The 14,814-nt window shown below is 41.8% G+C and carries 14 protein-coding genes and 2 pseudogenes; 3 read left to right on the top strand and 13 right to left on the bottom strand.

Annotation, left to right across the window (positions count from 1 at the left end):
- The first annotated feature begins 52 nt into the window (after positions 1 to 52).
- The 3 genes from F6K64_RS23665 (at position 53) to F6K64_RS23655 (ending at position 3,901) form a co-directional block, all read left to right on the top strand.
- A complete protein-coding gene (locus F6K64_RS23665) occupies positions 53 to 1,489 on the top strand; it encodes an ABC transporter substrate-binding protein (RefSeq protein ID WP_287266446.1) in 1,437 nt (478 codons plus the stop codon).
- A 582-nt stretch (positions 1,490 to 2,071) separates the two neighbouring features.
- Complete coding sequence (locus tag F6K64_RS23660) at positions 2,072 to 3,487, top strand: ABC transporter substrate-binding protein (protein ID WP_287266444.1); 1,416 nt, start codon at positions 2,072 to 2,074, stop codon at positions 3,485 to 3,487.
- Positions 3,488 to 3,625: 138 nt separating this feature from the next.
- On the top strand, positions 3,626 to 3,901 hold the full coding sequence (locus F6K64_RS23655; protein ID WP_287266443.1) for a hypothetical protein: 276 nt from the start codon (positions 3,626 to 3,628) through the stop codon (positions 3,899 to 3,901).
- 160 nt (positions 3,902 to 4,061) lie between these two features.
- Here the strand turns inward: F6K64_RS23655 and F6K64_RS23650 are convergent, their stop codons facing one another.
- The 13 genes and pseudogenes from F6K64_RS23650 to F6K64_RS23590 all read right to left on the bottom strand — a co-directional run bounded on the left by F6K64_RS23650 (position 4,062) and on the right by F6K64_RS23590 (position 14,759).
- On the bottom strand, positions 4,062 to 4,985 hold the full coding sequence (locus F6K64_RS23650; RefSeq protein WP_071106660.1) for a phytanoyl-CoA dioxygenase family protein: 924 nt from the start codon (positions 4,983 to 4,985) through the stop codon (positions 4,062 to 4,064).
- A 105-nt stretch (positions 4,986 to 5,090) separates the two neighbouring features.
- Positions 5,091 to 6,212: a TauD/TfdA family dioxygenase gene (locus F6K64_RS23645; RefSeq protein ID WP_287266439.1), complete on the bottom strand. Its 1,122-nt coding sequence runs from the start codon at positions 6,210 to 6,212 to the stop codon at positions 5,091 to 5,093.
- A 61-nt stretch (positions 6,213 to 6,273) separates the two neighbouring features.
- On the bottom strand, positions 6,274 to 7,680 hold the full coding sequence (locus F6K64_RS23640; protein ID WP_287266436.1) for a MurL C-terminal domain-containing protein: 1,407 nt from the start codon (positions 7,678 to 7,680) through the stop codon (positions 6,274 to 6,276).
- 50 nt (positions 7,681 to 7,730) lie between these two features.
- Positions 7,731 to 8,795 (bottom strand): alcohol dehydrogenase family protein, encoded by a 1,065-nt coding sequence (locus F6K64_RS23635; RefSeq protein ID WP_287266433.1) that lies wholly within the window; start codon positions 8,793 to 8,795, stop codon positions 7,731 to 7,733.
- A 120-nt stretch (positions 8,796 to 8,915) separates the two neighbouring features.
- Complete coding sequence (nadC, locus tag F6K64_RS23630; protein ID WP_287266430.1) at positions 8,916 to 9,773, bottom strand: carboxylating nicotinate-nucleotide diphosphorylase; 858 nt, start codon at positions 9,771 to 9,773, stop codon at positions 8,916 to 8,918.
- Positions 9,774 to 10,004: 231 nt separating this feature from the next.
- Positions 10,005 to 10,802 carry an SDR family NAD(P)-dependent oxidoreductase gene (locus tag F6K64_RS23625; RefSeq protein WP_287266427.1) on the bottom strand — a complete coding sequence of 266 codons (798 nt, stop codon included), beginning with the start codon at positions 10,800 to 10,802 and terminating at the stop codon, positions 10,005 to 10,007.
- 86 nt (positions 10,803 to 10,888) lie between these two features.
- Positions 10,889 to 11,044 carry a hypothetical protein gene (locus F6K64_RS23620; RefSeq protein ID WP_287266424.1) on the bottom strand — a complete coding sequence of 52 codons (156 nt, stop codon included), beginning with the start codon at positions 11,042 to 11,044 and terminating at the stop codon, positions 10,889 to 10,891.
- 13 nt (positions 11,045 to 11,057) lie between these two features.
- Complete coding sequence (locus tag F6K64_RS23615; protein ID WP_287266421.1) at positions 11,058 to 11,801, bottom strand: isochorismatase family protein; 744 nt, start codon at positions 11,799 to 11,801, stop codon at positions 11,058 to 11,060.
- Positions 11,802 to 11,857: 56 nt separating this feature from the next.
- Positions 11,858 to 12,193 (bottom strand): XisI protein, encoded by a 336-nt coding sequence (locus tag F6K64_RS23610; RefSeq protein WP_071106653.1) that lies wholly within the window; start codon positions 12,191 to 12,193, stop codon positions 11,858 to 11,860.
- Positions 12,181 to 12,381, bottom strand: a pseudogene (locus tag F6K64_RS23605) (element excision factor XisH family protein); the annotation flags it as partial. The pseudogene F6K64_RS23605 and the gene F6K64_RS23610, both read right to left, overlap by 13 nt.
- A gap of 18 nt (positions 12,382 to 12,399) precedes the next feature.
- Positions 12,400 to 12,513: pseudogene (locus F6K64_RS23600) on the bottom strand (element excision factor XisI family protein); the annotation flags it as partial.
- Between the two features lie 4 nt (positions 12,514 to 12,517).
- Positions 12,518 to 13,444: a glycoside hydrolase family protein gene (locus F6K64_RS23595; protein ID WP_287266419.1), complete on the bottom strand. Its 927-nt coding sequence runs from the start codon at positions 13,442 to 13,444 to the stop codon at positions 12,518 to 12,520.
- Positions 13,445 to 14,012: 568 nt separating this feature from the next.
- On the bottom strand, positions 14,013 to 14,759 hold the full coding sequence (locus tag F6K64_RS23590; protein WP_287266417.1) for a sulfotransferase-like domain-containing protein: 747 nt from the start codon (positions 14,757 to 14,759) through the stop codon (positions 14,013 to 14,015).
- Positions 14,760 to 14,814: the final 55 nt, after the last annotated feature.

Here is a 14,814-nt window from a genome sequence, read left to right as displayed (position 1 = left end):
GTTGCTGATTAAAGGAATGATGCAGGGTAACTGACAACGGAACTTATGTCCGATGAAAAACGAAACGAGTGTTCTTTTGCTATCCATGGTGATTACGGTAGCTATGGTGTTGGGAGGGTTATGGTGGCTTCAGAAAAGTCAGATAATCACACTGCCATTTCCGGAGGAAACGGAGGAAGATGAACCTAGGGCTAAGGTAACTCCAAAAACTACAAACATTAAGCCTCAGATAATCATAGCAGAGCACCTTAGTGCCGGAGATAGAAGCTTAATATCAACAGAGGTAACACCAGCAAAACAGGCAGCAGTCAAAGCATTTGCTTCTGGGAATTATGGTAAAGCGGCTTCCTTACTGGAGGCATCGCTTAAAAGTAAGAAAAACGATCCAGAAGCTTTGATTTACCTCAATAACGCTCGGATCGGTACATCTGAGTCTTATACAATTGCGATCTCAATACCTATTGGTGTCGAGGTAAATGCAGCCAAAGAAATGTTACGGGGTGTTGCCCAAGCCCAACAGGAAATCAATGCTAGGGGTGGCGTTAATAATATACCATTGAAGGTGCTGATTGCTAATGATGACAATGATACCAAGGTTGCTAAAAAAATAGCTAAAGCTTTTGTGGATAATCCAGATGTTTTGGGGGTTATTGGTCATTTTAGCAGTGAGGTCACCCTGGCAGCCGCAGAGGTTTATCAAGAGAATCAGTTGGTGGTGATTTCTCCGACTAGTACCTCAGTAACTATTTCAAGACTGGGTAATTATGTCTTTAGGACTATCCCTAGCGATCGCTTTTTTGGTAGCACCCTGTCTAGCTACATGCTCAATCAATTAAATCTACGCAAAGCAGCTGTCTTTTTTAATTCCCAGAGCGACTACAGCCAATCTCTTGCCGATGCATTTACCACTGCTTTGTTTGCTGATGGTGGTGAGGTAGTGGCAGAGTTTGACTTTGCTCAACCTAACTTTAATGCTGGTGTTGATGTCAAACAGGCGATCGAAAAAGGTGCAGAAGTGTTGATCTTAGCCCCCAATTCCGCCACCCTTAACCAAGCCTTACTAGTCGTGCAAGTCAATGATGGACGTCTACCGATGCTAGCAGGGGATAGTGTTTACAAACCCAAGACCTTGCAAATCGGTGGTAGGGATGCGGCTGGTATGGTGTTGGCAGTCCCCTGGCATATTTTGGGCGCTCCAAATTCCCCCTTTCCCCAAGCCGCCACTAAATTATGGGGTTCAGATGTGAACTGGCGCACGGCCTTAACTTACGATGCTACTCAAGCTTTAATTGCAGCCCTCAAACAGCAACCAAGCCGTTCCGGTGTGCAAAACTCCCTATCCGGATCAGGTTTTCAGCCCCAAGGAGTATCCAGCAAAATTCGGTTTTTACCATCAGGCGATCGCAACCAGGCTGTCCAGCTGGTCAAGATTGAACCAGGTAATCGTTCCAGCTTTGGTTATGACTTTGTGCCGATTCCTAGCAAGTAGAAACGGGGCAACATAGAAATAAGAGCGTTGCCCAATTCTGGAATGATTGAGGGTAATAGGTAATCAGTAATCAGTAATCAGTAATCGGTAATCGGTAATCGGTAACTGACCTAACTCGATTTGAGTACCCAAACCCTATTCAGCAATGGCAACAGTCGAGTTGACTAATAACTAAGGACTCACCCATCAGCATGCATTAGCACTAAGAACTCAGGACTGATCAATATTTTTGCCATTTTGTCACCTGATCAGTGGTGAAATCTTGTACCATAAGTTATTTCCATAAGTTATTTCCATAAGTTATTTCCATAAGTTATTTACTAACCAGGAGTATCCAACAAGGGCTTTTGTTAACTAGTTGTATTTAGTTGTATTTAGTTGTATTCAGTTGTATTCAGTTGTATTCTACAGGGTCACTATTTCAAGCGCCGTTGATGGTTTTTCGTTGACCTTCAACTGTCAACCGTTAAGCATCAACCATTCCACTCATCAATTACCTTGAAAGATTACAAAAAAAATTAATATTAAGCATTATTCCGGGTAATCAACAGGGTTGGCCTGTATAAAAATTAGCAATAGCGTATGTATCAGAACAACGAAACTAAGCTTCTTGGGCTATCATTGATGATCTCCTTAGCTTTGGTATCTGGGTGTCTGTGGTGGTTTAAAGTGACCACATCTCCCTTATCTATGCTGGTATCGAACAATACGTCTTCAGAGAAAACAAGCATACCAAATTACCTTAGTGGGGGAGACCATATTTTATTTTCTGATTCAACAACACTGGAAAAACAGCTAGGAGTAGAAGCGGTTACTGCTGGTAACTACGACCAGGCAGTTGTTAAATTCACTGAATCCTTAGACCTCCACCGTGATGATCCAGAAGCTCTAATCTACCTTAATAACGCTCGTATTGGGGACAAACCCTATTACACCATTGCTGCTGTTGTGTCCATTAGTGATGACTTAAATACTGCTAAAGATATACTTCGGGGTGTGGCTCAAGCTCAACAGGAAATCAATCAAGCTGGTGGAATTAAAGGTATTCCTGTCAAAGTACTGATCGCTAATGATGATAATAATCCAAAGGTGGCAAAAAAATTAGCATCAAAGTTGGTGAGTAATCCAGAGATTTTGGCAGTTGTTGGTAATTTCACAAGTAAGGTGACCCAAGCGACAGCAGATATCTATGACTCTGGTAAATTGGTCACGATTTCTCCCATTAGTACCTCAGTAAAGTTATCAGGAATTAGCGACTTTGTTTTTCGTACTGTCCCGAATGATTTCCTGGCAGGTAGAGCATTAGCTAAACACATGGTGCAAGACCTCAAGCAGCATAATGTTGCTGTTTTCTACAATTCTCAAAGTGAGTCTAGTCAGTCTCTTAAGTCAGAGTTTGTAACCGCTGTCTTCTTGGAAGGAGGACGAGTAGTTAGTGAGTTTGACGTGTCTGATAAAAATTTTAGTGCTGCTAAAAGCTTTAAAGAAGCGATTAATCGTGGTGCTCAAGCGCTGATGTTAGGTGCTGATTCTAGCACCCTTGATCAGGTACTAAATGTGGTTCAGCTCAATAGCAAACACCGCAATAGTTTGGGTCAACAATTAGTGATTTTGGCGGGAAATCAAGTTTACAATACCAAGACATTGACAGTAGCAGGTAAAGATGCTCAAGGGATGGTAGTAGCATTACCCTGGCATCCCCTAGCCAACCCTCGCTCGGAATTTCCCAAAACCGCTGATCAGCTTTGGGGTATTGATGTTAACTGGCGCACAGCCATGGCTTATGATGCTGTGCAAGCCCTAAGTGCGGCGATTAGACGTAATCCTACTCGCACGGGAGTTCAACAGGAACTTTCAGCACCGAATTTTTTTGCTAGAGGTGCTGCTGCTCCGATTCGTTTTTTTCCATCAGGCGATCGCTATCAACCGGTGAAGTTGGTAACAGTTGAACCAAGTAATAGTTCTAGCTTGGAGTATGAATTTGTGCCAATTCCTTAATCCTGATACTAATTTCATTTATGCCTGCTACCGATGATGATGGAGAGATGGGGAGATGGGGAGATGGGGGGATAGGGAGATAGGGAGATAGGGAGATTATTAATCTGTAGCAATATTTTTGAAAATTGGTAAGCTGATGTGCATTTAAATTGGTTATTTCCCGTTCCCTGTTCCCAGATCCCCTGTGTGGCACAGGCATCTTGGTTTGGTGGAACGGGCATCTTGGTGGAACGAGCATCTTGGTGGAATGGGCATCTTGGTGGAATGGGCATCTTGGTGGAATGGGCATCTTGGTGGAATGGGCATCTTGCCCGTTTCTGCTCTTTTCAGATGGACTGTCCCAACACTGGCTACCGAGAAAATGAGGGCGAGCCTTTTGGTGGTGCGTTACGGGGCGGACTATCGCAAGGCTGACTACGAGGCGAAAAATAAGGGCAAGTCCGCCCCTAACGCACCCTACGCACTACTTCCTAGCTCCCAATGGGAGTATTTTATAACTTGGAAAAATAGGAAAGTCCTTCCCAAGCAACTATCATCAATAGGTAGCGACTTGCTAAATATTTTTCGGAGCTATTCATTTTTCAGGGTCCATCCCATAAGTGATAATTTTATCAAATGTTTTTTTCATGAAAACCTGACTATTCAAGACCGAACTGTAGTTCTTTTCAATAATGCTTGTATCTGGTAGGCGCTCCAGGAAACGATAACGACGGTGTGGAACTCGCTCCAAACAGAATGGCTCGTTTGATCGTGCATTGTAGTGACAAGTTAGAGTTGTTCGGGGTAAATCGGTTTGGTTATATCCTGAGCAATGTATCGTATTCGCATGTATAAATAGTGCATCACCAGGTTCCAGCTCACAGTAGATAATACCTAGTCTGTCTATAATTGTGTCCATCCATTCTGAATCTATACGTAGAGCCCCACCTCCACCATCAAAAACTTTATGATCCAGGCGACCCATTAAGTGGGATTTTTTGATGACCTGAAGACATCCATTTTCTTTAGTATTCTTGTCAATAGCCACCGTGGAAGTTACAAAATCTGGGTATAAACAACCATCGTTATACCAGCCTCCATAGCCCTGATGCCATTCAATCCAGGCTTGGGTATGTGGATTTTTCACTGTTATTTTTGAGTGCCAATGATAACACTCTAATCCTCCTAAAAGTACCTCGACTGCATTTACCATCCGAACTGTACGAGGAATAACACTGAGTAGAGAGTCTCCTAACTCTATCCAAGCTAGTTGTTGATTCAAGTGACCATGGCTATCCACCCATGTTGTACCATGATTATCTACATATTGTGTCCATATTCCACTCAACTCAGAATCGGGTTGCAAAGCCTGCTTTATCGGTGCAACTTCTTCAGGGTCAAAGAAATTAGGGACAATGAGAAATCCTTCATCATGGTATTGTGCAATTTGCTCCTTTGAGAGGGGACGGGTGGTGCAAATCTTTTCCTTGTTTGTTTCCACGTTGCTGTTATTGATCATGTTTTCCTTTCCTCTATAGACTTATGAAAGTGTTTGTTGCTGTAACTGTAAGTAGGACAATAAATTATTGTAATTTACTCCAAATTTATAGTCAACCACCGGTCATTAAATTGATGAATTTTCCATGAGGTACAGGTGTTTAACAATCTCAAAGTTATGCCTGGCGCTGATGTAATCCCAAGCAATAGTAGCCCATCTAAGATGTCTCTGTCCCGAGAGCGGATCGTAAGCTGTTCGTCCGTGAATTATCCTAAAGTTCTGCGCTAGTAAACAGTCTCCAGGTTCAAGGCGGAAGCGGTATTCGTAAATTGGATTTTTTAAGTAACTACAAAAAGCTGAATAGGCTTCATAAAAAGCTTCTAGATCATCGAAAGGTAGATTCCAAGTAGAGGTCTTGCGACTAAAGTAGATTCCACCAACTTTACCCTCCCAGTCTAGTTCTATAATCGGGGTTTTGCGGGAGAAAAAATATCCTCGCATTGGGTCAAAATCCTGAAACTGCAAGGGGGTTTTTGCCAAAATCTGAAAGTAGTCTGGATGATTCTGGTGAAAATCTTTAGCAATACGAAAGCCATCAACAAGTAACGATTCGCCGCCAGAAGCATTGTTATCTACACAATATAAAACCTGTACTAGACGCGGCTCGTGGACGTGGCATCGATCAGTGTGAAGTCGCAACCGATGACCTGTAGGTGATTGACCTAGATCTGTGCTGTTTGGAATTGCCTTTAATTCCGTGAATCGTCCGTATTCTGTTTGGTGAATCGGTCCAATGGATGAGATGAAAGTATCTAAATCGTCAGCAGCGATATTCTTGAGTACGGTAAAACCCAATGGGAAAAGCTGACTCATCCAGATATCTTGACTACAGGAATGAATATCGTACTTTTTGGGTGGGTGAGTATCTAACCAAGCCCGATCCCATAGAATTTTCTGCTCTTCGGGCTGCTGAGGCGAGGGATCGTAAGCACGATTCAGCAACCAGGAAACAGGGAATATACTCCGATGAGGAGGTTCTTCTTTCCAAGTAATCTCGATCGCTCCATCCTTTTCCTCTACAGATAAAGGTTCTGGGGGTGAGGGGTGATCGCTGAGATCGAATAACCCCTGGAAAGAAGTTGGATGCCGACAATCGGGACATAAGCAATTTTGCCGCAACCAGATATAGTGGAAGCGTTTGCCTCCGACTGTTAAAAAGTTCTCTTTTATGATTACATTGCTTGTCATCAAGACCTCCTGATTATTTGTTGTTGCAATGGTGTGTAATATTTACAACCAGTATAAAATTTTATTTATTCTCCAATTTCTGACATTCCTCTAGCAAGATTTCCATCAGTTTTGGCGGCAGACGCTGATAGGATAAATCCAGTTGGTGGTATTGTATCCACAACTTTTGATATTCGCTCCTATCTAGACGGGCTTTTTTAGAATAGCAGTTAATCGCCTCTCCAGTAAATCCCCGTTCAACACATTTTTCTAAAGCAAGTTTCGTTTCTTCGATTTCGCCCACACATTCAAAAGCATTATGAGCTTCTAGCCCCATCAACTGACGATAATAAAGCTGTAAATCTGGGCGATCAAAAAGATTTTCCTTGCCTAAGAGGTGTTGAACCTCATTTGCCTGCTCTGGAGTAACATAAGCCATATAAGATAAATAAACATAGGCACATTTAGGGCAGGATTTACACCAAGGAGGATTGGTGTTACATGAATAAACTAATTTGAGATCTTCTTCTCTAACTTTTTGAGATAATAACCGATAAACTAAGGGATCTGACATGGGTTTTAGTAAACTAAAAATTGTTAGATTACTAATAAACTCTTGTTGAATATATTCTTCATAAAAAATTTCACATTCAGTGCTTTTACACCAGGCGTGATTAATAACTTGATTATCTACCTTAACCTGTTCGCTGTCAGCACTTTTTTCATTTCCATAACAAAGTTGGGTATATTTCTCCTGAAGGATTATGGGAAGAATACCAAATATACCATAAGCGAGGGGTAAGTCTTCATAGTTTCTAATTTCAGAAACCTCTACACCTTCTACCCCATGAAGTTTAGCTGCTGGAGAATTGAGGAATGACTCGATAATATACTGACGATGAATTTTGGGTGGCGGATTTTGGAGTTTGTAAAGATGTTGTTCGTGCAGTTCAAATAACTCTTCAGGATTAGCATGGGTGTGTAGGTTAATACTGAAACTATCAAAAGGAACACTATTATCGTCCAACAAACGTGCCATTAGTAGACTATCTTTACCACCACCATTACAAAGAAGCAAGGGAGTGCTTCCTGGAACTAGAGTTACCGCTTCTCTTTTCATGGTGGTAACATCTTGATGAATAATTTCGGCTCCTTGATAATCTAAATTACCCGTTTCATACCGCCACTGCCCTAAACATTGTTCAACACTTACTTCCCATAGTTTTTGTAGATTATTTGTCCAATATTTGCCATATTTTCCTAAATCCAGATGAGTCGGTTTTAAACTTAATATTTTTAAACCATGAAATAACAAAATATGGAAATAAATTTTTTCCATGTATTCCTGACTATAGTCAGACTCAAGCTGATGAAAGTCAACTGTTGAATACCAGAGAGTAGTTGTAAAAGTTATTTCATCATATTGATAAAGTAATGTAAGGTTGTGTTTGGAGCGAGTACAATCTAAAAGTTTTAAAGTGATATTCATTTAATGCTCTAAATTTACCTCTTTTTTATGTTAACTATAGAATGAGTTATTTACTCAGGGGTTATAACCACTTTTCCAAAAAATGTTTTAGTCTGAAAAAATTGCTGAGCCTCCTTAATTGCAGAAAGTTTAAAAACTTTAGCAATCAAAGGTTTTAAAAGACCTTCTTCAAGATATCCAACCAATTGCTGGAACACATCAGGTTCAAGCCGCGTTGCTCCAATCATCTCTAAATCTTTGTAAATCAAATCCCGCAAATCTAGAGTAACCATTGGATTTCCAATTGCACCACAAGAAACATATCTTCCTCTGGGTTGAAGCGCTTTAATCATCAAATTAAAATAATCTCCTCCCACCACATCTAGAGCAACAGTAATTAGATGTTGCTCTAAATTAGAGGCTAATTGCTCATCTCGTCGATAGACATAATCAGCACCTAACTCCTCTGCAAAATGCTCTTTATTCGCGCCAACAATGGCAATAACTTTGGCTCCTCTAATTTTGCTTAATTGAATCAATGCACTCCCTACACCACCGGAAGCCCCCATAATCAATACCGTGTCTGCTGCTGAAATTCTTCCCTTGGTTACCATATTTTCTGCTGTGGAATAAGAACAGGGAAATGTAGCCAATTCAATATCGGAAAGTGGAGACTTAATCGGATAAACATTGGTGGCTGGAATCACTGCATATTCGGCAAATCCCCCATCTAATTCACTGCCAACATATTGATAGTCATCTAACGTTTCATCACGAATCCAACTGTCAACCATAACCCGTTGATGAAGGAGTTGCGGTTCTACATCGGAACCCATTTCCACAACTTTACCAACAATGTCAGCACCTTGAATCCGAGGGAATTCTATACCACTTTGCGCCCAGCAAGAGGAGTGATTCGGGTCATTGTGTTTGGTGTCTCGCAGAATATCTTGAAAATTATCCTCCGCAGCATACCAGCCAGTACGAGTATTTATATCTGTATTATTAACAGAACAAGCTCCCACTTTAATTAACACTTCTCCCTGTTTCGGTACTGGTTTAGGGACTTGGGTATAGACCAGTTTTTCTGGCCCTCCAAATCCGGTAAGAATCACAGCATTCATTAACTCTGTCATGGCTGCTCGCTCAAGTCATCCTCGTTAATAGTACAGTAATAAGCTCGAACTTCCTTCAAAATCTATCCCAGGGTATACTTGCTATACTCTTTGAGATAAACGGCGATACTACTGTTGATCTCAACTCCCCAATCTCATACTCAAATCCAACCAACTAGACCGAGTAATGGGAGCACTGCTGGAGATGTAATCTACTCCTGTTTCGGCCACTGCACGAATCGTCTTTAAGGTCACATTACCCGATGCCTCAATTTTAATGTTGTTGTTGCGTACGCGAATTAGCTTAACTGCTACCTCCATCTGCTCAACTGGCATATTATCCAACATGATAATATCAGCATGGTGGGCGATCGCCTCTTCTACTTCCGCGAGGGTTGTTGTCTCTACTTCTATGGTCATAGGATAGGGAATAGTCTTACGAATTCGAGCGATCGCTTCCCCAATTCCCCCAGCCGCTTGAATATGATTATCCTTAATCATCACCCCATCATCCAAGCCCATGCGATGGTTAATAGCTCCTCCCACTTGAGTTGCATATTTTTCCAATAGTCTTAAGCCTGGAGTAGTTTTGCGAGTATCCACCAACTGGGCGGGCAAATCAGCAATTTTTTCGGCATACTGACGGGTTAGGGTAGCAATGCCACTCAGACTCATAGTTAGATTTAAAGCTACCCTCTCTCCCATCAACAAAGCATCAAATGGTCCGTGAAAACGAGCGATAGCCTGCCCTGGCTGACAACTTTCTCCCTCTGCTACTAGGGGGATAAAGCTGACCTGTTCATTTAATAAATAGAACACCCGCGCTGCAATTGGCAATCCCGCGATTACACCTGCTTCCTTAGCGATCCATTGTCCGTTTCCAGAACTAGCTTCTTGAGTGAACAAAGCTTGGGTGGTGCGATCGCCTCTACCAATATCTTCTTTGAGCCATTGATGCAGTAGAGAGTCTAACACTATTGGGGGAGGTAATATTGCCATAACTCTTAACCAATTTAATTTCCTATGCAGCAATTAGACTAATATTTATACTTCGTAGCTCCCAATGGGAATATTTCCTATCTTCTTGCCAAAAAAGGATAAGGAAATACTCCTCAGTTAAGAGTTTAGCAAAAATGCAGTTAAGGGAATAGATAAAGGTAATAGCAGTGCCTCCAGCATTTTTGGAGTTGCTACTTTTAGCTTACTATTGCCTCTGTTACATTAATCTTCTTAAGAAGATGGCACTCCCATCTGTCGTTGCCATTTTTCTTGAATTTTATCGTAATTGCTGTAATAGTCGTCTGGCTCGAATCCTGGCATGGGTTCATAGACATCTATTTCCTGCCACAGAGGCTGCAAGGACTCCAGAGATTCTAGAGATTGCTGGACGATTTTTTCTGGCTTGAGCCAATATTTTTTATCTTCAGCTGTTGCATTGGGTCGCAATTTGTTTTCATTACCTGTGTCTGTAGTACTCACATTGATAAACCGTCCCCTGATTAGTCCTTGCCAGTCTTCTGACTGAGCTAGGTCTTGGATATAGCTCCGTAAGGTATCTTTGGCGTAAGTATAAGAGCGCCAGAAAGGGATCTTATATTTATCCGTAACAGAACCGAAACCACAAAGAGCAAGGGTCGTCTGGCGATTGCATTGATGCTCTTGGTTAAGTTTTTCGACAAGTGGCTGGGCTACGTTGACAAAGGTATGGTAGTTTGATGAGAATACTTCATCATCAATTCCCTTGTCATCGCAGTCTGCCTCGGGAGTTTCTGTCTCGATTTCATATTTGAATTTGCCTACGCCATGGATAAGGATCACATCAGAAACTTCCGAAAGGTCGAGATTAGTGATGGCTTGCTCTGCGGCTTGGCTATCGAGAAGATCGAATTGGCAATGCAGGGCATCCGTTTCCATAGGGGATCTAGAAATGGCTACGCAAGTGGTATTTTCTTGCTGTATAAAGTGTTCAACAAAACTATTACCCAGAGCGCCGCTTGCACCTGTAACAATTGTTAGTCTAGATTTCATGATTTTTATTAAAAAGGTAAATTTTACTTGATTTTGAAATTGGGATTGGGCGTTGCTTAATAATGGAATGATTTTAAGAGTGAGGTTTAATGGGCTTTTGCTATGTAATAGGCTTTTGCTATGTAATGGGCATCTTGCTGTGTAATGGGCATCTGGCGTGGAACTGGCATCTTGCCAGTTTCAATATATTTTCCGGCGGGCAGGATGCCCACCCCACTCATATTAATTCCTTGATTCAGCAATGCCTGGAATTGGTCACATCAAAATTGTAGAAGCAATGAACGCTCCACGCTCTGCCATGGTGTATAAACCAACATGATGAGCGATTTCCTGGGGATGAATTGCCGTCTTTGGCAAACCCTGCTGGGCTGCCATCTGTGCCGAGAGGTCGAAGGTGGAACAACCTTCGGTATAGACGGCAATATCTGTTAACGTTGGTACCATATCATGATTGCGTGCTGATAGCATAGTAACCACGAAGTCCATTACACAAATATCTGTGCAGATGCCCACAACTACTAAGGCTTCTAGCTTGTGCTGGTTTATCCAGCGAATTAAACTATTGTTGCCAGTATCTACATCAATGGAACCAATAAAACCATTGATGCAGTCTTTTTTAATTAAGGTGGCGTGGGGATGAGTTTCTAGCCATTCCAGTTCAGGAACCAGCTTTTCTTCCCCAGACCCTTTCTCGCAATGAGGAGGATAGGGAGGTTCTGGTTTCCCTGGTTCGTGGGTATCTAGGAAAGCTAAGACTGGCCAACCTTTGGCTGTGAAAGCTTTGGCTAAGCGATCGCTTTCTGATACCATGGTGGCTATTTGCTGATTTGGTTCTGTTGGAGCCAAAGGACCAAAACCAACAGTGCAAAAGCCATTGACCACATCCACAACGATCAAACCGGTGGCGCGATCGCCAATAGTATAGGGCTGAGGGTCAATGGGTAAGGCCGCTTCAATTGCTGCTAAGGTGGCATCGGGAGTGGTTAAAGCAGTTACCATCAAAACCTCCTGGTTATTTTTGGTATGGACAATTAAAAAAGCTCAGTTATCATTTCTTATCCTACTGCGAAGTCAGTAAATTTCCTGAGGTAAGGGGCATGATAGGCCAGAACAATATCTTGGTGAGGCACACCGCGTTCAACTAAGACGTTGGCAATTCCAACTTCTGTACCATCATTTTGAATCCAAATCTTATTATCTTTAAGGTCAATGTGGATTGTGGCACCATAAATACGGCGACGATTACTCCATCCGGCATGGACAAGCTGGTAGCGGTCTCTTTCGGTATCAAAGATTAATTCCACTTCTACTTCACCATAAGCGGGTTTGTGGCTGCTGTATTCGGTTATAATTTCTTTGACGAGTTGCCGATATTGCTCTAGCTTTGCCATTGAACAATTTCCTCCTTAGTTGGCTCGAATACCATCAATTTTATTTGATACTCTTGGGTAATAAGTTGAACGAAGCGACGGGCAAAGAAGGTCTCGTGAATTTCAAGAGGAATAGCTAAATACAATAATCTATCTGGATCTTCTGCTTTGAGGGCAAAGCGATAATTAAGGAATTGTCCCAAAACCGTATGGAATTCAGACTCACTTTATGCAACTGCAAACCCTGTGTGCTTCCTCACTCCGGGTGATTTGAAACCTAACACAATACGCTCTTTGGGAATTCCTGCTTCTAGGAGTTCCCCAGCGATGCCATCCTCTGTCCCATTAATAGCAAAATTTTAGTTCAGCGATCGCAATACCTTCTTCCCCTGCTACTGAATAGAGTAAGTATGTTTTCTCTCCTTCGGTGTAGATAGCTGGATCGTGGAGTTCTCGCACCGGTTCTTCTGCAATACCAACTTCCGAAGAAACAATAGGTAAAGCAACTCCTTCATAATCCATTTCTGGTTCGAGAACTGTAACTGATTCTGAAAAAATCCACTTGTCCCAATCCTTGGTTAAATCCACGTAGCTCATTAAAATACGTTCGGGAGCATCACCATATCTGGAGTAGAATAGGAGCAACCAGTCACCTTTTACCAATACAGCACCGTGTCGTAGATTAGGTATAAAGTCTTGTCCTGGCTCAAACGCCGTCACACCATCTTTCGAGCGCAGTGAAATGCCAGCTATGGGACGATTATTCATCACTGTACCATACCAGTTGTTGGCAATAGCATAGTGGAATTCATTGTGCTGGAAAACTCGAAAATAGTATGGTCCAAGTATCTCTGGCAAAGCAGTAAAATGTAGACCATCTTCAGATTTTGCCAGCATTGTCACCTGATCGTACTTATCTCTCCCCTGATAGTCGCCATGAAAGTACATCCGTATTTCTTTGGCTTCATTGTCAACATGGACATCTGGAGAAGCAATATGATCCAAGCAAGTTGTTTCGTCCAAGTGTAGGGTTCCCTGCTCATATATCTTCCACTCTCCTTCTAGAGAGTCGGCATAAGCAAGACGAATATATTTACCCAAGTGATGAGCAAAATAAAGATAATAGCGTCCTAGGGGATTTTCAATCCACTCAGGAACACGAATCAGGGATGGGCCATTAATATTAGTACCACGATCGCCTTCTAATCCTGGCATTCCCTGCTTAATAATTGGATTTATTGGGAAGCGTACAGCTTTAATTGGGAATTTCATATATCTTTGCAGGGGTTTTCAATGATCATTGGCAGTTATTCCGCAACCACATACAGCGGTTTGCAATTCAATTAGGTACAAAGTTCTGGGTTTTTAGGGAGCAGGGAGCTTCGGAGCAGGGAGCAGGTAAGAGAGAATAGGAAAAAAATTCAGTGTACTTAATAGTTATGCAAAGCGCCGTATAGTAAAAACGGTTGCCATAAACTGTTATAAAACGTTTGTTTGGTATGAGTTTGATATCTAATTTTTGATATCGCCTTCTAATTTTACCATTCCCCAGTTAATCATTGGATTTCTTGGAATATTACAGCTTGAATTGTAAATTTAATATAGCGTTTCTAGGACTCATGAGGTACACAGAATTGTTTGACTATTGGCTCTTGCCTCTTCTCTCTTACCTGCTCCGTTCGCGTAGCGTGGCCTACGGCCTCAGTCCCTGCTCCCTGCTCCCTCCTTAGGTGCGCTTTCCGCATTAAGAATTAAATTCGCCACGGGTCGCACCTCAGAAATTTGTACCTCACAAGTCGTAGAATTGCTATAGTTGCTATAATGTTAATTAATTTCAAGATCAATTTTCAGCAATACGAATTCGATATTCGTAAAGCTTTTCGTAATAAGGCAAACAAAATTCATAAGCATTTTGTAAGTGTTTATTATCTTCTACTGACACATAATTATCTCTTTTTTGTTCCTTAAAGCCAGTACTAAACATGGCGTTAAGTACCCAAGACCCCCCTTCCCAATGGGTAAGTTCAGGGCGGAATTTTGGTTCCCATTCTAGGGCTTCTTTAATAAACGGTATACCCACAGCATCGCAGTAGGCTTTAACGGTTGCTTCGGGCTTTTGTACCAAATCGTCCGAATCAATTACCACTGGAGTTTTACCGTTGAATTCCTTAGCCATTTCAAAGAGTTTGTATAGTTCGGCATAACCCGTTTCTTCTAACGTAAAATCAGGCCATTTATCGTAAAGTGATGGTAGCGTTTTATTGGGATGACGCACCAGAAAAGTATTTTCAAATATAGACAAAAATTCTCGATCAGCTAAGTAGAACGTAAAATGAGACATGTCTTTGATGAAAACTGCTTTGGAATCTGCTTCTTGTCGTAGTTTTTGCCAGATTTTTTGGTGATTATATTCAGGGTTAAGTTCTAGATCTGGATAACGACTGGCACCGCGACGCTCTGGGGAATTGTAATAGGATAAGCCAAAAGGTTCATGAAAAACCAAAAAATCACCTCTTTGGCGCATCATATTTTCAAAGGCAGTGGAGGTGGAGCGAGGTGTCGCCCATAAAGCTAATATTTTTCTCATGGTTTTTCTATTTGTTGGTAATTTTATAAAACACAAGGGAACAGGGAACAGGGAG

Source organism: Moorena sp. SIO3A2 (genome assembly GCF_010672265.1).
Taxonomy (GTDB): domain Bacteria; phylum Cyanobacteriota; class Cyanobacteriia; order Cyanobacteriales; family Coleofasciculaceae; genus Moorena; species Moorena producens.
The sequence above is the reverse complement of the archived record's forward strand: the minus strand, read 5'-3'. Positions and strand labels throughout refer to the sequence as shown.

What these genes read in the sequence shown, in the direction of transcription:
- F6K64_RS23625 (WP_287266427.1), bottom strand. Translation starts at nt 10,802, where the DNA reads ATGAAATCTAGACTAACAATTGTTACAGGTGCAAGCGGCGCTCTGGGT.
- F6K64_RS23650 (WP_071106660.1), bottom strand. Translation starts at nt 4,985, where the DNA reads ATGATCAATAACAGCAACGTGGAAACAAACAAGGAAAAGATTTGCACC.
- F6K64_RS23615 (WP_287266421.1), bottom strand. Translation starts at nt 11,801, where the DNA reads ATGGTAACTGCTTTAACCACTCCCGATGCCACCTTAGCAGCAATTGAA.
- F6K64_RS23665 (WP_287266446.1), top strand. Translation starts at nt 53, where the DNA reads ATGAAAAACGAAACGAGTGTTCTTTTGCTATCCATGGTGATTACGGTA.
- nadC (WP_287266430.1), bottom strand. Translation starts at nt 9,773, where the DNA reads ATGGCAATATTACCTCCCCCAATAGTGTTAGACTCTCTACTGCATCAA.
- F6K64_RS23610 (WP_071106653.1), bottom strand. Translation starts at nt 12,193, where the DNA reads ATGGCAAAGCTAGAGCAATATCGGCAACTCGTCAAAGAAATTATAACC.
- F6K64_RS23595 (WP_287266419.1), bottom strand. Translation starts at nt 13,444, where the DNA reads ATGAAATTCCCAATTAAAGCTGTACGCTTCCCAATAAATCCAATTATT.
- F6K64_RS23590 (WP_287266417.1), bottom strand. Translation starts at nt 14,759, where the DNA reads ATGAGAAAAATATTAGCTTTATGGGCGACACCTCGCTCCACCTCCACT.
- F6K64_RS23645 (WP_287266439.1), bottom strand. Translation starts at nt 6,212, where the DNA reads ATGACAAGCAATGTAATCATAAAAGAGAACTTTTTAACAGTCGGAGGC.
- F6K64_RS23635 (WP_287266433.1), bottom strand. Translation starts at nt 8,795, where the DNA reads ATGACAGAGTTAATGAATGCTGTGATTCTTACCGGATTTGGAGGGCCA.
- F6K64_RS23640 (WP_287266436.1), bottom strand. Translation starts at nt 7,680, where the DNA reads ATGAATATCACTTTAAAACTTTTAGATTGTACTCGCTCCAAACACAAC.
- F6K64_RS23660 (WP_287266444.1), top strand. Translation starts at nt 2,072, where the DNA reads ATGTATCAGAACAACGAAACTAAGCTTCTTGGGCTATCATTGATGATC.